19 protein-coding genes and 1 riboswitch are annotated in these 17,112 nt (G+C 70.6%); of the genes, 5 read left to right on the top strand and 14 right to left on the bottom strand.

Annotated elements, in window-relative coordinates; genetic code table 11:
* Positions 1 to 143 precede the first annotated feature (143 nt).
* The 3 genes from ACWCP2_RS22940 (at position 144) to ACWCP2_RS22950 (ending at position 2,995) form a co-directional block, all read left to right on the top strand.
* Positions 144 to 647, top strand: coding sequence for an ATP-binding protein (locus ACWCP2_RS22940; protein WP_254384318.1), 504 nt, complete (start codon positions 144 to 146; stop codon positions 645 to 647).
* Positions 648 to 1,019: 372 nt separating this feature from the next.
* Positions 1,020 to 1,811 (top strand): polysaccharide deacetylase family protein, encoded by a 792-nt coding sequence (locus ACWCP2_RS22945; protein ID WP_450910432.1) that lies wholly within the window; start codon positions 1,020 to 1,022, stop codon positions 1,809 to 1,811.
* Positions 1,808 to 2,995 (top strand): YncE family protein, encoded by a 1,188-nt coding sequence (locus ACWCP2_RS22950; protein WP_450910433.1) that lies wholly within the window; start codon positions 1,808 to 1,810, stop codon positions 2,993 to 2,995. The genes ACWCP2_RS22945 and ACWCP2_RS22950 overlap by 4 nt, the downstream gene beginning before the upstream one ends.
* 88 nt (positions 2,996 to 3,083) lie before the next feature.
* Here ACWCP2_RS22950 and ACWCP2_RS22955 read toward each other — a convergent pair whose 3' ends face one another.
* Positions 3,084 to 4,322, bottom strand: coding sequence for a cytochrome P450 (locus tag ACWCP2_RS22955; protein ID WP_450910434.1), 1,239 nt, complete (start codon positions 4,320 to 4,322; stop codon positions 3,084 to 3,086).
* Positions 4,303 to 5,103 carry a tRNA-dependent cyclodipeptide synthase gene (locus ACWCP2_RS22960; protein ID WP_450910435.1) on the bottom strand — a complete coding sequence of 267 codons (801 nt, stop codon included), beginning with the start codon at positions 5,101 to 5,103 and terminating at the stop codon, positions 4,303 to 4,305. Before ACWCP2_RS22960 ends, ACWCP2_RS22955 begins: the two co-directional genes overlap by 20 nt.
* Positions 5,104 to 5,357: 254 nt before the next feature.
* Here ACWCP2_RS22960 and ACWCP2_RS22965 point away from each other — a divergent pair, with 254 nt between their 5' ends.
* On the top strand, positions 5,358 to 5,570 hold the full coding sequence (locus ACWCP2_RS22965; RefSeq protein ID WP_450910497.1) for an EF-hand domain-containing protein: 213 nt from the start codon (positions 5,358 to 5,360) through the stop codon (positions 5,568 to 5,570).
* Positions 5,571 to 5,612: 42 nt separating this feature from the next.
* Here ACWCP2_RS22965 and ACWCP2_RS22970 read toward each other — a convergent pair whose 3' ends face one another.
* The 5 genes from ACWCP2_RS22970 to ACWCP2_RS22990 are packed head-to-tail and all read right to left on the bottom strand — an operon-like array spanning position 5,613 to position 8,853.
* Positions 5,613 to 6,191, bottom strand: a complete 579-nt coding sequence (locus tag ACWCP2_RS22970) for a PadR family transcriptional regulator (RefSeq protein WP_450910436.1) — start codon at positions 6,189 to 6,191, stop codon at positions 5,613 to 5,615.
* Positions 6,192 to 6,200: 9 nt separating this feature from the next.
* Positions 6,201 to 7,031 carry an energy-coupling factor ABC transporter ATP-binding protein gene (locus ACWCP2_RS22975; protein WP_450910498.1) on the bottom strand — a complete coding sequence of 277 codons (831 nt, stop codon included), beginning with the start codon at positions 7,029 to 7,031 and terminating at the stop codon, positions 6,201 to 6,203.
* Between the two features lie 5 nt (positions 7,032 to 7,036).
* Positions 7,037 to 7,786 carry a cobalt ECF transporter T component CbiQ gene (gene cbiQ / locus ACWCP2_RS22980; protein WP_450910437.1) on the bottom strand — a complete coding sequence of 250 codons (750 nt, stop codon included), beginning with the start codon at positions 7,784 to 7,786 and terminating at the stop codon, positions 7,037 to 7,039.
* A 3-nt stretch (positions 7,787 to 7,789) separates the two neighbouring features.
* The gene (locus ACWCP2_RS22985) at positions 7,790 to 8,149 is read right to left on the bottom strand and encodes an energy-coupling factor ABC transporter substrate-binding protein (protein WP_450910438.1); all 360 of its coding nucleotides are present in this window, start codon (positions 8,147 to 8,149) and stop codon (positions 7,790 to 7,792) included.
* A gap of 8 nt (positions 8,150 to 8,157) precedes the next feature.
* Positions 8,158 to 8,853, bottom strand: a complete 696-nt coding sequence (locus tag ACWCP2_RS22990) for an energy-coupling factor ABC transporter permease (protein ID WP_450910439.1) — start codon at positions 8,851 to 8,853, stop codon at positions 8,158 to 8,160.
* Positions 8,854 to 8,882: 29 nt separating this feature from the next.
* A riboswitch (cobalamin riboswitch) is annotated at positions 8,883 to 9,076 on the bottom strand.
* 251 nt (positions 9,077 to 9,327) lie between these two features.
* Between ACWCP2_RS22990 and ACWCP2_RS22995 the strand changes: the two genes are divergently transcribed.
* Positions 9,328 to 10,059: a flavodoxin family protein gene (locus ACWCP2_RS22995; RefSeq protein WP_450910440.1), complete on the top strand. Its 732-nt coding sequence runs from the start codon at positions 9,328 to 9,330 to the stop codon at positions 10,057 to 10,059.
* 32 nt (positions 10,060 to 10,091) lie between these two features.
* On the opposite strand, the gene ACWCP2_RS23000 is transcribed toward ACWCP2_RS22995, so the two are convergent.
* From ACWCP2_RS23000 to gcvH, 7 genes are all read right to left on the bottom strand, one after another.
* Complete coding sequence (locus ACWCP2_RS23000; RefSeq protein WP_450910441.1) at positions 10,092 to 10,616, bottom strand: AMIN-like domain-containing (lipo)protein; 525 nt, start codon at positions 10,614 to 10,616, stop codon at positions 10,092 to 10,094.
* A 106-nt stretch (positions 10,617 to 10,722) separates the two neighbouring features.
* A complete protein-coding gene (locus tag ACWCP2_RS23005; RefSeq protein WP_450910442.1) occupies positions 10,723 to 11,130 on the bottom strand; it encodes an SsgA family sporulation/cell division regulator in 408 nt (135 codons plus the stop codon).
* A 220-nt stretch (positions 11,131 to 11,350) separates the two neighbouring features.
* Complete coding sequence (locus ACWCP2_RS23010) at positions 11,351 to 11,665, bottom strand: hypothetical protein (protein ID WP_450910443.1); 315 nt, start codon at positions 11,663 to 11,665, stop codon at positions 11,351 to 11,353.
* A gap of 329 nt (positions 11,666 to 11,994) precedes the next feature.
* On the bottom strand, positions 11,995 to 13,377 hold the full coding sequence (locus ACWCP2_RS23015) for an L-serine ammonia-lyase (RefSeq protein ID WP_450910444.1): 1,383 nt from the start codon (positions 13,375 to 13,377) through the stop codon (positions 11,995 to 11,997).
* A gap of 182 nt (positions 13,378 to 13,559) precedes the next feature.
* Positions 13,560 to 15,209 carry an APC family permease gene (locus ACWCP2_RS23020; RefSeq protein ID WP_450910445.1) on the bottom strand — a complete coding sequence of 550 codons (1,650 nt, stop codon included), beginning with the start codon at positions 15,207 to 15,209 and terminating at the stop codon, positions 13,560 to 13,562.
* A gap of 163 nt (positions 15,210 to 15,372) precedes the next feature.
* Entirely contained in the window at positions 15,373 to 16,629 is a 1,257-nt protein-coding gene (gene glyA, locus ACWCP2_RS23025; RefSeq protein ID WP_450910446.1) for a serine hydroxymethyltransferase, read from the bottom strand.
* Between the two features lie 14 nt (positions 16,630 to 16,643).
* Positions 16,644 to 17,024, bottom strand: coding sequence for a glycine cleavage system protein GcvH (gene gcvH, locus ACWCP2_RS23030; RefSeq protein ID WP_450910447.1), 381 nt, complete (start codon positions 17,022 to 17,024; stop codon positions 16,644 to 16,646).
* Positions 17,025 to 17,112 lie beyond the last annotated feature (88 nt).

A 17,112-nucleotide genomic window follows, 5' to 3' on the forward strand; every position in this document is an offset into this window, starting at 1 on the left:
GTGTCACCGCAGGTCAGGGGCGTGCGATGGGCTCCGGATTGCCAGTCGCATATGCCGGGAGGACCCCTCGGAATCGATGATCCCGGGGGGTCTTTTCCTGCGGAACGGCCCGAACGGCCGTACCGGCCCTCCATGATGGGTCCATGGCGGGTCTGGAGGGTGTGGAACAGCCGCGGCAGCGCAGTAGCGCTTCCGCCGTACGGCTCACGGCGGCCCTGGAGGACGAACTGGGCCTCAAAGCACTGGAGTTGTACGGGAATCCGGCCGAGGCGGAAGTGACGCTGCCATCGATGCCCGAGTCGGCGAGCACCGCCCGCCGGCTCACGCAGTGCGTGGTCGTCCGCCTGTGGGGGCTCTCGCCGCAGATCGCCGAACACACGGTCCTGCTGGTCTCGGAGCTCGTGGGCAACGCCGTGCGGCACACGGGGGCCCGGTCCTTCGGTTTACGGATGCTCAGGCGGCGCGGCTGGATCCGCGTGGAGGTGCGCGATCCTTCGCGCGGGCTGCCCTGCCTGATGCCGGTGCACGAGATGGACACCACCGGCCGGGGGCTGTTCCTCGTCGACAAGCTCTCGGACCGCTGGGGCGCGGACCTGCTGCCGCGCGGAAAGATCACCTGGTTCGAGATGCGGGTGGCCGACCGCTAGAAATGCCAGAAACCCCCTGTCGCCGTTGTGGGGCGCTGCGGGGGTTTCATGGGTGTGCCGAGGATCGAAGGGGGTGTGATCCTCGGCAAGGACTTCGCTCGGGTCAACGGGAAGCCGTGATTCCGACTATGGCAGACGAGGGACCAAATGCCAAAAGTCCCAAGTTGGACATAAGTGTGCATATCCTAAGACTTTCTACCTAAATCTTAGGTGAGATGGGCCACGAGCCTCGTAATCAGTGCATAAAGATCGACCGCTCTGAGTGAATCGTTGATCACATAGTGGACAGTCGCCGCGTGGTACCGGTTCGGCCGATGGTCCCGAATGGGGTCAATCAATACCTAGACGGGCATCCACCCCTTAAATGGGCGGGTGCTCTGCTACCCGGACCGCCGATCCGCTCTCCGTGCCGGCGCGGCGGTCGCCGCCGGCGCCCTCGCCGCCGCCTGTAGTGCCCCCGCCGGCCCCGCGGCCCCGGCCAAGGCCGCCCCGGACAGACCGGCGGCGCCGGGCAAGGCGGCCCCGGTCAAGGCGGCCCCCGCCCCGCGCCGGTTTCCCGGCCAGCCCGTGGAGATCGCGCACGGCCCCCGCGGCGGGACCGGCGTCGCGCTCACCTTCCACGGCAACGGCGACCCCGCCATCGCCAAGGCGGTGCTCACCGAGGCGGAGCGGGCGGGCGCCCGGGTCACCGTCCTGGCCATCGGGGCCTGGCTCGACGCCCACCCGGAGATGGCCCGCCGGATCCTGGACGGCGGCCACGAGCTCGGCAACCACACCCAGCGCCACCTCGCGATCAACACCATGCCCGAGGAGCAGGCGTACGCCGAGATCACCGGCTGCGCCGACCGGCTCAAACGGCTGACCGGGTCCATCGGCACCTGGTTCCGCCCGTCCCAGACCCAGTACGCCACCCCCCTGGTGCGCACGCTGGCCCAGCGGGCGGGATACCCGCACGTCCTCTCGTACGACGTGGACTCCCTCGACTTCACCTCGCCCGGTGCCGCGGCCGTCATCCGCACCGTCACCGGCACGATCCAAGGCGGATCGGTGGTGAGCCTGCACTTCGGCTACGCGGACACGGTCGACGCGATGCCGCCCCTCCTCGAAGAACTCGCACGCCGCAAACTGCGCGCGGTGACCACCACGGAGCTGCTGACCCCATGACGACCACCCGCCTTCCCCGGAAGGCCACCGCGTTGCTGGCCGGCCTGGTCCTCGCCGCCCTCGCCGGCTGCGGAGCGGCCGACAAGGGGCCTGCCGAGGCCCTCGGAACGAAGGGGCCCGTCGCGCCCGTCAAGGCCGTACCGGCCGTACCGCCGGGCCTCGCCGGCATGCCGCCGCTCCTCGATCCGAACGACGTCTACGCGGCCGACCGGCCGAACAAGCTCTCCCCGGTGGTCAAGGACTTCCCGTCCCGCGTCTACGTCCCGAACACCACCTCCAACACGGTGTCCGTCATCGACCCGGTGACGTACAAGGTCATCGACACCATCCCCGTCGGCGTCCAGCCCCAGCACGTGGTCCCCTCCTGGGACATGAAGACCCTCTGGGTCAACAACAACCGGGGCCACACGCTCACCCCGATCAACCCGGCCACCGGCGAGGCCGGCAAGCCCGTCGAGGTGCACGACCCGTACAACCTGTACTTCACGCCCAACGGCAAGTACGCGGTGGTCATGGCCTCCATGGACAAGGAGCTGGTCTTCCGCGACCCGCACACGATGGACCGGGTGAAGACCGTCCCCGTGACCTGCTTCGGCGTCAATCACGCGGACTTCTCCGCGGACGGCCGCTACTTCATCGTGAGCTGCGAGTTCTCCGGTGAACTGCTCAAGGTCGACACCGAGAAGATGGAGGTCGTCGGCCAGCAGAAACTCCCCTTCGAGGGCGCGATGCCGCAGGACGTCAAGGTCTCGCCGGACGGAAAGACCTTCTACGTCGCGGACATGATGGCGCACGGCATGTGGGTGCTCGGCGGCGACAAGTTCGAGACGCCCAAGCTGCTGCCCACCGGAAAGGGCTGCCACGGCCTGTACGTCAGCCGCGACTCCAAGGAGATGTACGTCTCCAACCGGGGTGAGGGATCGATCTCCGTCTTCGACTTCACCCAGAACAAGCTGACCAAGAAGTGGGAGCTGCCCGACGGCGGCAGCCCCGACATGGGCGGTGTCTCGGCCGACGGCAAGGTGCTGTGGCTCTCGGGCCGGTACAACTCCGAGGTCTACGCCATCGACACCACCACCGGCAAGCAGCTCGCGAAGATCCCGGTGGGCGGCGGACCGCACGGCCTCGCCGTCTACCCGCAGCCCGGCCGCTACTCCCTCGGCCACACCGGCATCTTCCGGTAGGCCGCGAGCGCGCCCGTACGCGGACAGGGGTGTGCCCCGGGAGCTCGCACAGCTCCCGGGGCACCGTGGACCGCTCACCGACGCCTCCTCACCAGGCGACGGGGAGCCGCTCGGGAAGCCGCTTGATGAAGCCGGTCCGCCACACGAGGTTCTCCGCCGGCACCGCGAGACGCAGCTCGGGCAGCCGCTCGACCAGCACCTCCAGCGCGATCTCGGCGTGCGCCCGGCCCAGCGCGGAAGCCGGGCAGAAGTGCCGGCCGGCGCCGAAGGCGAGGTGGGCGTGGGAGCTCTCGCGCTCCAGGTCCAGCTCGTCGGGGTTCTCGAAGGCCTCCGGGTCGAAGTTGGCCCCCTCCAGCAGGACGAGCACCAGCTCGCCCTCCCTGACCAGCACGTCCCCGACCTGGATGTCCGCCAGCGCGATGCGCGGCAGGCCGTCGCCGACGGACAGGTTCCAGCGGAGCAGCTCGTCCACGGCCTTGCCCATGCGCTCCGGGTGCTTGCCGAGGTACCCGATGAGCTCGGGCCTCTGCAGCAGCGCCAGGACGGCCAGGGTCAGGAACGCGGAGGTGGAGACGGCGCCGGCCCCGAAGAGCGAGACGGCGACGGTGGCGAACATGTCGTCGGTCAGGTGCGCCGACTCCGGGTCCGCCTCCTTCAGCTCGGCGAACCTGCCGAGGAGCCCCGTACGCTCCTCGGCGGGCAGCGCCAGCTGCGCCTTCAGCTGCTGCTCGAAGTAGCCGACGTCCTTGTACCAGTTGAGCGCGGAGTCGGCGAACGGCTCGCGCGCGGTCATGAACGCGACGTCCAGCCCCGACATCAGCCGGCGCCAGTCCTCGAACGGCACGCCCAGCACCTGGCAGTGCATGGCCGCCGAGAAGGGATCGGCGAAACAGGCCCGCAGGTCGGCGGGCCCGCCTTCGGCGACGAGCTGGTCGATGAGCTCGCCGGCCTTGGCCCGCAGCCAGTCCTGCAGGCCCTTCTGGCGCGGGTTGAGCGCCTTCATGACCGCGTTGCGCAGTCCGGCGCTGTTGATGTTGCCCATGTTGTTGACGACCTCGGGCGGGATCGTCAGCGCGTACTGGCGCGGGACGCCGGCATTGGCCGTGTCCTTGAGGCTGAAGCGCTCGTCCTCCAGCACCTGCTTGGCCAGCGCGTAGCTGCTCACCAGCCAGGCCGGGTCCCCGGTGAGGGTACGGACCTTCGCGACGGGCGCCTTCTCGCGCAGCCAGGTGCATTCCTCGGGGAGCACGTCACCGCGCCGCGAGAGGGGGAAGTCGATGAGGGGCTCGGCGGTCCGGCCGGTGCCCTCAAGCTGCTCGACGCTCATCGACGGTCCCTTCGGTTGGTGCGGTGTGCGTGTTCGCGTGCGGGTTCGGGTTCGCGTCCGGGTGGTCCGGGTCGCTCCGTGGCCGGCCGGCCGCCTCCGGGCGGACCACGGCGTAGGCCTGGTTCCTCGTCGCGCGCAGTCCCCCACCGCGGGCGAAGAGGACGTCGGTCATCGGCATCTTGACGTGGTAGGCCGCCACCGAGGACGGCACGTCGAGGATGCTCGGGGTGTCGATGAAGAACGGCAGCTCGGCTGCCATGTAATCGAAACACACCTGCAACTGTGCGTCGGTGATCGATTCACCTTCCGGCAACTTGGAGCCGACAAAGTGCAGGGCCATTTCCTCGCAGCCCTTGCGAAATTCGTCGTCGGTCTCCAGGAAATGGAGCACGCGTCGGTGCAGAAGTTGGTAGACGGGGTTCGTCTGGAACTCCGACAGTGCCCTCACTCGGATTTCCGCGTGCGGAGGTCCTGATTCCTCCACACCCTTGAGAATCCTTCGCCGGACTGCCTTGATTTCCTTCGTCGCACGCTTCTCCGCGTGTTCCCGGGTGTAGCCGAAGGCGGCGAACATCCTGTCCACGTGGAGGTCTGCGTAGACGAAGTCGACCTGCGCGAAGCGGGTCGTGGCCCATCGGGCGAGGTCGGATATGCGCTCGGAGCTGAAGTAGCTGTTTCCAGGACTCACTCCGATGAGCACATGGTCGCCGTCTTCCCAGATGTGGTGGCACGTGCGGGTGAAGGGCAGAACTTCGAATGATGCGTCAGCTGTGATCGTCACCTGTGTGATCGCCCTTGTTGCCGCTTGTCCCTGGGAGCCCTGCGCTCCCGGTGTGGCGGCAATGTCGCTACGTTATGCCGTGGTCCCGGAGCGTGACAAGTGGGGGCTTGAATTGTTGGCTGGAATTATCACTTCCGCACTACGGAAGAGTAATTGAATTTCTATCTGCCGCTCGAACGGGACCCGGGGCGTGAGGGGGGCGGGCGTGCCGCTACCCTGAGCCGGTCAACAAGCACCAAGAAGGGGTGGACCCAGTGGCGGACATCGAGAGCGCACGGACGACGTTCGGCAAGTTCGACGTGAACGGTGACGGCTTCGTGACGGCCGACGAGTTCCGTTCGGCGATGGCGGCGATGGGCGACCCGTTCGTCACCGGCCCGGTCGCGGAGGCCGTGATCGCCGCCAAGGACGCGAACGACGACGGCCTGCTGAGCTTCGACGAGTTCTGGGCCTCCCTGAACAAGTAAGCCCCCGCGACGCCCCCGGCCCCCGCCGGGCCGGGGCGCGCGTCAGGTCTGCCGCTGTCCGCCGGCCACGTCCCGGGGGACCCCGCCGGCCATGCCTTCCACCTCGGCGAGGGCCTCCTCCAGCCAGCGCAGCCAGAACGTCTCCAGCCCGGTTCCCGCGTGCAGCACGACACGCCGCAGCCGGTCCTCGCCGGAGTCCCGGCCCACCGGGAAGTCCCTCTCCTCGATGCCCTCGTACACGGCCAGCTGGGCCCGGTGCAGCTCCAGATGCCGCCGCAGCTCGGCCGCCAGCCCCTGCGGCCCCACGACCGCGGCCGCCCGGATCCGCAGCAGCAGCGGATCGCGCACCGGCTTGGGATCCTGACGCTCCCCGACCCACCGCGCCAGCTCCCCGCTCCCGGCGGGCAGCACCTCGTACTCCTTCTTCTGCCCGCGTACGGGCCCCTCGCTGGGCAGCGCCCGGATCAGCCCGCCCTCCTCCAGCCGGCCGAGCTCCCGGTAGATCTGCTGGTGCGTCGCGGACCAGAAGTACCCGATCGACCTGTCGAACCGCCGGGTCAGCTCCAGCCCCGACGAGGGCTTCTCGAGCAGGGCGGTGAGGATGGCGTGCGGCAGCGACATGCGGCCATCCTAGATTTGCCCCCAGGCGGCCAGGGCCTGCGGATCGCGGGGGCCCGGGGCGTCCGCCGCCAGCAGGCCGTGGGCCCGCAGCAGCGCGGCCACCGCCGGGGACCAGGCCGGGCGCAGGCCCGCCGAGGTGAGCAGGGCCGGGTCCGAGAGGAGGGGCTCGGCCGGGCCGAAGCGGATGCCCTGCGGGGTCAGGACCGCCGCGTCGTCGGCCCAGCGGACCGCCAGGTCCACGTCGTGGGTGGCCATGACCACCGTGGTGCCGGACGACCGCAGGCCCGCCAGGACGTCGAGGAGGCGCTCCTGGCCGTCCGGGTCCAGGCCGGCCGTCGGCTCGTCCAGGATCAGCACCCGCGGCGCCATCGCCACCGCCCCCGCGATCGCCGCGCGCTTGCGCTGGCCGTAGGAGAGCAGGTGGGTGGGGCGGTCCCGGAGCGGGGTGATGTCCAGGGCGGCGAGGGCCGCGTCCACGCGGGCGCGGACCTCCGGGGCGGGGAGCCCCAGGTTCATCGGGCCGAAGGACACGTCCTGCTCGACCGAGGCCGCGAACAGCTGGTCGTCGGGATCCTGCACCACGAGCTGCACGGACGTGCGCAGCCGGGTCAGCCCGGCCCGGTCGTACGAGACCCGCGTGCCGTCCAGCCGCAGCGATCCCGCGCCGGGCCGCAGGCCGCCGCTCAGCAGCCGCATCAGGGTGGTCTTGCCGCTGCCGTTGCGGCCCAGCAGGGCCAGCGCCCGGCCCGGCGCGATGGCGAAGTCGACGCCGGTCAGGACGGCGGGGCCGTCCTCGTAGGCGTAGCCGGCGCCGGTCAGTTCCACCAGGGGGGTCGTCACCGGGTTCACGAGGAGAGCCCCTTCAGGGTGAGGGTCAGGGTGATCAGGGCCGCCAGCAGGCCGGCGGTGGCCGTCAGGAAGCGCCACGACAGGGCCGCCTCCGGGACGAGGACCCGCAGCGCGCCGTCGTAGCCGCGCCCGGCCAGCCCCGACTGGAGCTTGGCCGCGCGGTCGAAGGCCCGTACGAAGGAGGTGGCGGCGAGCCCCGCGAGGGAGCGCCACACCGCGGCCCGGCCGGTGTGCCCGAGGCGGGCCGCCTGGGCCCGGCGGACCTGGGCCATGGAGTCGAGCAGCAGGAAGCCGATCCGGTACATGACCAGCGCCACGTCCACCACCGGGGCCGGCACCCCGGCCCGCACCAGCCGGGGCAGTACGTCGGAGACCGGGGTGGTGAAGGCGAACAGCAGCAGTCCGAGCGAGGCCGCCGAGGTGCGCAGCAGCAGTTCGGCGGCGGCCCGGGGGCCGTCGGGGGCCAGGGAGACCGGCCCCGACGGGCCGCCGACCGCGAACAGCAGCGGCACCGCCCCGGTGAAGCAGAAGCCGAGCGGGATCCGGAAGGCCCGCCAGAGCTGCCGGCCGGCCACCCCGGCCGGCCCGAGCAGCACGGCGAGGGTGGCGGCGGCCACCAGCGGCCCGCCCGGCCAGGGCGGCAGGCACACGGCGGTGACCGTCAGCCCGATCCCGAGCACGGCCTTCTCCAGCGGGTGCCGGCCCCGCCAGCGACTGCTGTGCGCGGCCACGTCGATCGGCAGCACCGCCTACGCCTCCGGGGCGGTGGTGGGGGAGGCGGCGGCAGCGGCGGCGGCCGCTCCCTGGCGGCGGCCCTTGCGGACGCCGAAGTAGTACGCGAGCACGCCCGCGCCCAGTGCCGCCTGCAGGGCGAACAGCGCGGACTCGATCTCGCCGGAGGGGGGCTCGTAGAGGGGGGAGAACCAGGGCTCGTAGTCCGGCTTCAGCTCGGTGATCGCCGTCTCGGCCTGCGCGTCGGCGCCGGCGAAGGGCTCCTCCTTGTGGTCGCCCATCCCCAGGGCGACCGGGAGCACGGCCAGCGCCGCCACCAGGAGCAGCAGCAGAGCGTTGATCTTGGCGTTCCTGGACATCTTCGTGTTCTTCGGCATCCCGCTCATCAGGCCGCCGCCCTCTCTTCGGTACGGGTGCCGGTCAGCTTCGCGACGCCGAGGCGGACCAGGTCCGACTTGCTCGACGCCATCAGCAGCCGCATCACCAGGACGGTCAGCAGCCCCTCGCTCACGGCCAGCGGGATCTGCGTGACCGCGAAGATCCCCCCGAACTTCGCGAGCGAGCCGATGAACCCGGAGGCCGGGTCGGGGAAGGCCAGCGCGAGCTGCACGCTGGTGACGCAGTAGGTGACCAGGTCGGCGAAGAAGGCGCCGAAGAACACGGTCACCATCAGCGGGGCTCCGGCCTTCCGCAGCAGCCGGTAGACGGCGTAGCCCGCCCACGGGCCGGCGATGGCCATCGAGAAGACGTTGGCGCCGAGGGTGGTGAGCCCGCCGTGCGCCAGCAGCAGGGCCTGGAACAGCAGGGTGATCGTGCCCAGCACCGCCATGATCGGCGGCCGGAACAGGATCGCCCCGAGTCCGGTGCCCGTGGGGTGCGAGCAACTGCCGGTCACCGAAGGGATCTTCAGGGCGGACAGGACGAAGGTGAAGGCCCCGGACGCGCCGAGCAGCAGCGTGCTCTCCGGGTTGGCCTTCACCTCGCGGGTGAGCGCGCGGACGCCGTGGACGACGAAGGGAGCGGACGCGGCGCCCCAGGCGACCGCGTGCAAAGGGGGCAGGAACCCCTCGGCTATATGCATGAGTAGGGAGACCTCTCCAGCACCTCGTGGATGGACAACGCGCCCCGGCCGGTCTCCTGGCTCACGGGTTGACGTCCATGCCCCGCCTTCCCGGGCAGCGCGGAACCTCCCGCGCAGCCCAGTGGCTTTCCCGCAGGAGTGGAGCCGGACTTCCCGATCACAGTGGCGAGGGCCGCACCGGTTTCCCACCGGTTTCCCGAACACCAAGGCCCGCTGACCCTAGTCGGCCGCACGGACCGGTAACAACCCGCCCCAATCGCGCCGGCCGCCTTCCGGATTCCGCTTGGCCGTGACGCTCCGTAGCCGGTCGCCCGGTGTGACGCCCAAGGGCGCGGACCCGAGGGGGAGTTCCGCGGGCCCGCCGCCGCGGGTGGCCGGGCGATCCGCGGCTCCGCGCCGTTCCGTACGGGGGCCGCGCGCCCGGACGGGTGCGGTCCGCTGGCGGCCCCGCCCCGTGGCGCCGACGCTGGTGCGGTGACCGCCGAATCCGATGCCGCGCCCGCCTTCGACTACTCCGACCTCACCGCCGTGTACGTCAACTGCACGCTCAAGCGATCGCCCGAGCCCAGCAACACCGAGGGCCTGATCGACAAGAGCCGCGCGGTGATGGAGGCGGCCGGGGCGCGGACCTCGCTCATCCGGGCCGTCGACCACGACATCGCCACCGGTGTCTGGCCCGACATGACCGACCACGGCTGGGACAGCGATCAGTGGCCGGTGCTCTACAGCCAGATCATGGACGCCGACATCCTCGTGCTGTGCGGCCCGATCTGGCTCGGGGACAACAGCTCGGTGATGAAGCAGGTCATCGAGCGGCTCTACGCCTGCTCCTCGATCCTGAACGACCAGGGCCAGTACGCCTACTACGGGCGCGTGGGCGGGGCGCTGATCACGGGCAATGAGGACGGGGTCAAGCACTGCGCCATGAACGTCCTCTACAGCCTCCAGCACCTCGGCTACGCGATCCCCCCGCAGGCCGACGCCGGCTGGATCGGCGAGGCCGGGCCCGGGCCCTCGTACCTGGACCCCGGATCGGGCGGTCCCGAGAACGATTTCACCAACCGGAACACGGCCTTCATGAGCTGGAACCTCATGCACCTGGCGGCCCTGCTCAAGCGGTCCGGCGGGATGCCGGCGCACGGCAACCAGCGCTCCCTGTGGGACGCGGGCTGCCGCTTCGACTTCCCGAACCCCGAGCACCGGTAGCCGGGCCCCGTCTCCCGCCGGCGGGTGTGCGCTCAGCAGACGTTCGGGTGCGCGACGTCCAGGACGAAGCGCTCCGGGGCGTGCAGCGTGAACGAGCTGTAGGCGGGCTTGGTGTCGAAGGCGGCGCCGAGGGTGACGTACCCCTCGTAGTCGCCGGTCAGGGCGAGGCCCTTCAGCTTGGGCAGGCCGATCGTGACGAGCTTGGGCCCGCGGTAGACGTTGCGGCCCGCGTCGTCGTGTCCGGCGGCGGGGTGCAGGCGGATCTCCAGGAAGTACGTCCCGGCCAGCGGGACGGGCTTGCCGGACCCGTCGTAGACCAGCTTCGGGACGGGGGTGACGGTGACCCCGGGGACGGACCCCTGGAGGTCGACGACCACCCGGTCGTACGTGCAGTGGCCGCCGTAGCGGGCATTGACGACGAGCGGAGTCTGGGTGGCCTTGGTGGTGGAGGCGGCCGTGGTGGCCGCGGCGGAGGCCGGTGCGGCGAAGGCCAGGGCGGCGGCGAGCAGTGCGCCCGCCCCCACTGCGACGGCCTGCCGGCGGCGTGGACGGTTCATGGCGTCCCCTCGATTCCGAGAGACGGGGAACGGTGTCATCCGTGAGGACGCGTCCGCCACGGCGGCGGTTGCACCGGGTTCACCGGGTTCACCGGGTTCGCCGGATTCAGCTGGGAAGGAGGGCGCTCAGCTCGGCGTCGAGGTCGTAGTGCCGGTGTTCCTGGCCGCGCGGCACCAGCTCGGTCATCCGGCGGCACAGCGCCTGTACGTCCTTGGCCCGGGCGGACACCACGCAGGACTGCGTGCCGTTGCTGAAGGCCAGGAACACCCGCGGCTCGGTGCCCTTCCAGCGCGGCCACACCTGGATGTCGCCCTCGCCGGTGGCGCAGACCTGGCCGTCGAGCAGCAGCTCCCGGGAGAAGACCCAGTGGGCGAGGTGCATCCCGGCGCCCTCGAAGTCGAGGGAGATCTCGTAGGGCCGATCGGTGCGGTACACGAAGACGCCCCGCACCGGGACGGGCGCGGGCGCGGCCTCCAGGCGGAGTGCGAGGACGCGGTGTTCGGTGCCGGCCATGCGGGCGCCTCTCTCTCGGGGTGGGTCCCGCCGGCGCACGCGCGCGACATGCCCACTCGGGCAAGCTAGCCCACCCCCGGGCCGCCTTTCCGAGGCCGAAGGTCCCCTTCGCCCGGGCCGCTCGGCCCCTCTTCGCCCGACGCGCCGAGCCCCGCCCTCCGGGGGGAGGGCGGGGCTCGGTGGAAGGGCGTGCGCGGCCGGGGCGGGGCCCCGGCCGGAACTACGGGAGCGGGTTGTAGATGAAGGACTCGTGCGCGTTGGACTGGCCGATCGCGGTGAAGCCCGAGCCGTTGGCCTGGGCGCCGTTGTTCTGGTTGGAGGCGCCGAAGCCCGAGGCGACCTGCTGGGCGGTGGAGGAGTTTCCGGTGTTGCTGCCGCCGACCCCGCTGCCGAGGACGCCGGCCAGGGCCGCGTTCGACGCGGTCCCGGCCGCACCGGCCCCGTTGTCGGCCTGCGCGACACCGGTGAGGAGCGCGAAGGCGAGGGGGAGCGATGCGGCGGCCGTCATCACGCGGATGCTGCGGGTGCTTGCCATGTTTCAAGTCCTCCAGTTAAGCAAAACGGCTGTGGTCCAAGACGGTTGGCCGAACCGCCGGGGGTGTGGACGCGACGTCGTGCCCCCACCCTGGCGCAGGTGATCATCAAGAAACCAGCTCAGACCGCCTTGTTCCCCCTCAAGCGTGACCAAGCTCCTGCCAAACCTCATATACCCCCCAATCTCGAACGAAGTTACTGGCGTAACCCACCTGCCCGGCTCGGGAGGCGGCGCGGTGAGCGGCGCACGGCCGACGCAGGGAACGACGCAGGGAACGACGAAGGCCCCGACGCCGCGCGTCGGGGCCTTCACCGGTCAGACGGTGGGGATCAGCATTCGATGACGTTGACCGCGAGGCCGCCGCGGGCGGTCTCCTTGTACTTGACCTTCATGTCGGCGCCCGTCTCCTTCATGGTCTTGATGACCTTGTCGAGGGAGACCTTGTGGCTGCCGTCGCCGCGCATCGCCATCTTGGCCGCGGTGACGGCCTTGACCGCCGCCATGCCGTTGCGCTCGATGCACGGGATCTGGACGAGGCCGCCGACCGGGTCGCAGGTCAGGCCGAGGTTGTGCTCCATGCCGATCTCGGCCGCGTTCTCGACCTGCTCCGGGGTGCCGCCCAGGACCTCGGCCAGCGCGCCGGCCGCCATCGAGCAGGCCGAGCCGACCTCGCCCTGGCAGCCGACCTCGGCGCCGGAGATCGAGGCGTTCTCCTTGAAGAGCATGCCGATCGCGCCCGCCGCGAGGAGGAAGCGGACCACGCCGTCCTCGTCGGCGCCCGGCACGAAGTTCATGTAGTAGTGCAGGACCGCCGGCAGGACGCCCGCGGCGCCGTTCGTCGGGGCCGTCACGACCCGGCCGCCGGCCGCGTTCTCCTCGTTGACCGCCATCGCGTAGATGGTCGCCCACTCGCTGCGGTGCATCATCGGGTCGCCCTCGGTGCGCAGCTGGCGCGCCGTGGAGGCGGCCCGGCGCTTGACCCGCAGGCCGCCGGGGAGGATGCCCTCGCGGGACATGCCGCGCGCGACGCAGGACTGCATGACGCGCCAGATCTCCAGCAGGCCCTCGCGGATCTCGTCCTCGGTGCGCCAGGCCTTCTCGTTCTCCAGCATCATCGAGGAGATCGACAGGCCGGTCTCGTTCGCGAGGCGCAGCATCTCGTCGCCGCTGCGGAAGGGGTACTTCAGCACGGTGTCGTCGAGCTTGATCCGGTCCTCGCCGACCGCGTCCTCGTCCACGACGAAACCGCCGCCGACCGAGTAGTAGGTCTTCTCCAGCAGCGGGGTGCCGGCCTCGTCGTAGGCGAAGAGCGTCATGCCGTTCGCGTGGTACGGGAGCGAGCGCCGGCGGTGCAGGATCAGCTGGTTCGGCTCGTCGAAGGCGATCTCGTGGCCATCGCCTATCTCGGTGCCCAGCAGACGCAGGCGGCCCGTCGTGCGGATGCGCTCGACCTCGGCGTCGGCGGTCTCCACGTTCACGGTGCGGGGGGAGTGGCCCTCCAGGCCCAGCAGGACCGCCTTGGGGGTGCCGTGGCCGTGCCCGGTGGCGCCGAGCGAGCCGAAGAGCTCGGCCCGGACCGAGGCGGTCTGGGCGAGGACGCCGTCCTTCTTGAGCCGGGTCACGAACATGCGCGCGGCGCGCATCGGTCCGACGGTGTGGGAGGAGGAGGGACCGATGCCGATCGAGAAGAGATCGAAGACGGAGATGGCCACGGTTGCGGACTCCTATGTCTGCTCGTGGGTGGGAAGCGTGGGCAGGAGCTGGTGGAGCGATGCGATCGGGTTGATCGGGTTGAGCGGGTTGATCGGTGGGGATCTGCGGATTTTGTCCGGCAGCCGAGCTTAACGCGGTGAGGTGAACGGCTCGGCCGCCGGACGGGTCGGGAGGGGGACGCTCAGGCGTGGCTCAGTTCGCGCTCCGGTGCGGCTGCCGCGGCGGCCTCCTCGGCGGGGGCGTCCAGGACGGGGTCCGGGCCCGGCAGGCCCGCGTAGTGGGCCTTCACCCCGGACCGTACGGCCCAGAAGTAGAAGCCCAGGGCGGAGACGCCCACCAGGGCGATGTCCACGCCGCCCGGGATGATTCCGTGGCCGCCGAACTCCTTGCTGCCGAGTGCCGACAGCGTGCCCAGCCACAGCAGGAAGGCGATCATCCACCAGGCCGGGGCGAACTGCCCGGCCAGGTTCTTCTCGCCCTTGCGCTTGAGCACGATCGCCGCGATCGGGGCGGCCACCAGGGTGAGCAGCACCACCTTGCCGGTGTCCGGCCACTTGGACCAGTACAGGGCGCAGGCGGCGAAGGCGAAGGTGACCGGGCACAGGACGCTCGCCGCCGGCAGGCGGAAGGGGCGGGGCAGCTCGGGCTTGGTCCTGCGGAAGACGCCCACCGCGATCGGGCCGATCAGGTACGAGACCACCATCGCGGCGGAGACCACGCTGGCCAGGGCCTCCCAGCTGTGGCCGACGGTGACCAGCAGCAGGACCGAGAAGCCGAGGTTCAGCCACATCGCGGGACGCGCGGTGCCGTACTTCGGGTGGACCTCGCGGATCTTCTTCGGGAAGAAGCCGGTGTCCGCGAGGTTCTGCGCCATGTACGAGGCCGAGGCGACGTTGCCGATGTTGGCGCCGGACGGGGAGATGAAGGCACCGAACTGGAGCATCGTGACGACCCAGTGCAGCATCAGCATCTTGGCGAGGTCGGCGAACGGCGAGGCGAAGTTGATGCCGTTCCAGCCGCCGGCCTCGGCGAGCTTCTCGGGCGGGACGCCGCCGATGAAGGCGATCTGCAGGGCCAGGTAGATCACCAGGCCGAGGGAGAGGGCGCCGACCAGGGCCAGCGGGATGGCGCGGCCGGGGTTCTTGGCGGCGCCGCCGAGGTTCACGACGGCCTGGAAGCCGTTGAAGGCGAAGACCACGCCCGAGGTGGTGACGGCGGTCATGACCGCGGACCAGCCGTTGGGCGCGAAGCCGCCGTGGTCGGTGAAGTTGCCGGTGTGGAAGCCGGAGGCGATCAGGGCGATCACGGCGAGGACGGGGATGGCGAACTTGACCAGGGTGAGGAGGTTGTTCGCCTTGGCGAGCAGCGCGACCGACCAGTAGCAGGCCAGCCACAGGGCCACGGTCAGGAACAGGGCCATCGCCATGCCGGAGGTGGTCAGGCCGCCGTTCTCGACCAGGCCCTTGGCCCAGCCGAAGTTCCAGGAGGACATGTACTGCGTACCGGCGATGGACTCGATCGGGATCAGCGCGGCGATGGCGATCCAGACCGCCCAGCCGGTGATGAAGCCCAGGACCGGCCCGTGCGAGATGGTGCCGAAGCGGGCCATCGAGCCGGGCAGCGGGTAGGCCGCGCCCACCTCCGCGTAGGACATGGCGATCATGCCGATGAAGACGGCGCCGATGACCCAGGCGATGATCGCCGCGGGCCCCGCGACCGCCGCCGCCTGGCCTGCTCCGAACAGCCACCCCGATCCGAAGATCGAGCCGAGGCCGATCATGATCAGGGCGAAGAGACTGAGTCCCTTCTTGTTCGCTGCGCTCATGTCCATGGGGTGTGCTGTCCGTCCTGCCAGGGGTGCGGTCGTTCCTTATTCGGAGCCTATTTGCCATTTATTGGATGAATCAGCGGCAAGAGGTCGCATCCGCCTGGGGCTTTGGTCATGAAAGGGCCCGGCCCTGTGCACAACAAGGCCGGGCCCCTCGAGCCGGCGCCTAGAGCGACGGGTACAGCGGGAACTTCGCGGCGAGCGCGGAGACGCGCGCCTTCAGGTCCTCCGCGTCGTAGGCGGGCTTCAGCGCCTGCGCGATGATCTCGGCGACCTCGGTGAAGGCCTCGGCGTCGAAACCGCGGGTGGCCAGCGCCGGCGTACCGATCCGCAGACCCGAAGTGACCATCGGGGGCCGCGGGTCGTTCGGGACGGCGTTGCGGTTGACCGTGATGCCGACCTCGTGGAGGCGGTCCTCGGCCTGCTGGCCGTCCAGCTCGGCGTTGCGCAGGTCGACCAGGACCAGGTGCACGTCGGTGCCGCCGGTCAGGACGTCCACGCCCACGGCCTTGACGTCGTCCTGGACCAGACGGGCGGCGAGGATCTTGGCACCCTCCAGGGTGCGCTCCTGGCGCTCCTTGAACTCGGGCGAGGCCGCCACGAGGAAGGAGACGGCCTTGGCCGCGATCACGTGCTCCAGCGGGCCGCCCTGCTGACCCGGGAAGACCGCGGAGTTGATCTTCTTGGCCAGCTCCTGCGTCGACAGGATGACACCGCCGCGCGGACCGCCGAGGGTCTTGTGCGTGGTGGTGGTGACGACGTGGGCGTGCGGCACCGGGTTCGGGTGCAGACCCGCGGCGACCAGGCCGGCGAAGTGCGCCATGTCGACCATCAGGTACGCGCCGACCTCGTCCGCGATGCGGCGGAAGGCGGCGAAGTCGAGCTGGCGCGGGTAGGCGGACCAGCCCGCGACGATCAGCTGCGGCTTGGACTCCTTGGCGAGGCGCTCGACCTCGGCCATGTCGACCTCGCCGGTCTCGTCGACGTGGTACGGGACCACGTTGTAGAGCTTGCCGGAGAAGTTGATCTTCATGCCGTGGGTCAGGTGACCGCCGTGGGCCAGGTTCAGGCCCATGATCGTGTCGCCCGGCTTGATCAGCGCGAACATCGCGGCCGCGTTGGCCTGCGCGCCCGAGTGGGGCTGCACGTTCGCGGCCTCGGCGCCGAAGAGCGCCTTGATGCGGTCGATCGCGATCTGCTCGACCACGTCGACGTGCTCACAGCCGCCGTAGTAGCGGCGGCCGGGGTAGCCCTCGGCGTACTTGTTGGTCAGGACCGAGCCCTGGGCCTCCATGACGGCGACCGGAGCGAAGTTCTCCGACGCGATCATTTCCAGGGTGGACTGCTGGCGCACGAGTTCGGCGTCGACGGCGGCGGCGACGTCCGGGTCGAGCTCGTGGAGGGGAGTGTTCAGTACAGACATCAGGGTTCCCTGGGTCAGTTGCCGGCGGTGAGCTTGGCGTACTCGTCCTCGGAGAGCAGGTCGGCCGGCTCCTCCGTGACGCGTACCTTGAAGAGCCAGCCGCCCTCGAACGGAGCCGAGTTCACGAGCGCCGGGTCGTCGACGACGTCCTGGTTGAACTCGGTGATCTCGCCGGTGACGGGGGAGTACAGGTCGCTGACCGACTTGGTCGACTCCAGCTCGCCGCAGGTCTCGCCCGCGGTCACGGTGTCGCCGACGGCGGGAAGCTGGGCGTAGACGACGTCACCGAGCGCGTTGGCCGCGAACTCCGTGATGCCGACCGTCGAGACGCCGTCGACGGCGTCCGACAGCCACTCGTGCTCCTTGCTGAAACGCAGCTGCTGGGGGTTGCTCATGACCTGATTCTCCTGGATGCGGGGGAGTGGATACGAACGGTGGTCGTGCGGGACCGGCGCGAAGCCCCGGCCGGCGGTCAGGCGCGGT

Source organism: Streptomyces sp. NPDC002104 (genome assembly GCF_053593795.1).

Excerpts from the sequence above, each read along its gene's own strand:
- ACWCP2_RS22940 (WP_254384318.1), top strand. The coding sequence starts at position 144 with ATGGCGGGTCTGGAGGGTGTGGAACAGCCGCGGCAGCGCAGTAGCGCT.
- ACWCP2_RS22950 (WP_450910433.1), top strand. The coding sequence starts at position 1,808 with ATGACGACCACCCGCCTTCCCCGGAAGGCCACCGCGTTGCTGGCCGGC.
- ACWCP2_RS22955 (WP_450910434.1), bottom strand. The coding sequence starts at position 4,322 with ATGAGCGTCGAGCAGCTTGAGGGCACCGGCCGGACCGCCGAGCCCCTC.
- ACWCP2_RS22970 (WP_450910436.1), bottom strand. The coding sequence starts at position 6,191 with ATGTCGCTGCCGCACGCCATCCTCACCGCCCTGCTCGAGAAGCCCTCG.
- ACWCP2_RS22985 (WP_450910438.1), bottom strand. The coding sequence starts at position 8,149 with ATGCCGAAGAACACGAAGATGTCCAGGAACGCCAAGATCAACGCTCTG.
- ACWCP2_RS22990 (WP_450910439.1), bottom strand. The coding sequence starts at position 8,853 with ATGCATATAGCCGAGGGGTTCCTGCCCCCTTTGCACGCGGTCGCCTGG.
- ACWCP2_RS23000 (WP_450910441.1), bottom strand. The coding sequence starts at position 10,616 with ATGAACCGTCCACGCCGCCGGCAGGCCGTCGCAGTGGGGGCGGGCGCA.
- ACWCP2_RS23005 (WP_450910442.1), bottom strand. The coding sequence starts at position 11,130 with ATGGCCGGCACCGAACACCGCGTCCTCGCACTCCGCCTGGAGGCCGCG.
- ACWCP2_RS23010 (WP_450910443.1), bottom strand. The coding sequence starts at position 11,665 with ATGGCAAGCACCCGCAGCATCCGCGTGATGACGGCCGCCGCATCGCTC.
- ACWCP2_RS23020 (WP_450910445.1), bottom strand. The coding sequence starts at position 15,209 with ATGGACATGAGCGCAGCGAACAAGAAGGGACTCAGTCTCTTCGCCCTG.
- glyA (WP_450910446.1), bottom strand. The coding sequence starts at position 16,629 with ATGTCTGTACTGAACACTCCCCTCCACGAGCTCGACCCGGACGTCGCC.
- gcvH (WP_450910447.1), bottom strand. The coding sequence starts at position 17,024 with ATGAGCAACCCCCAGCAGCTGCGTTTCAGCAAGGAGCACGAGTGGCTG.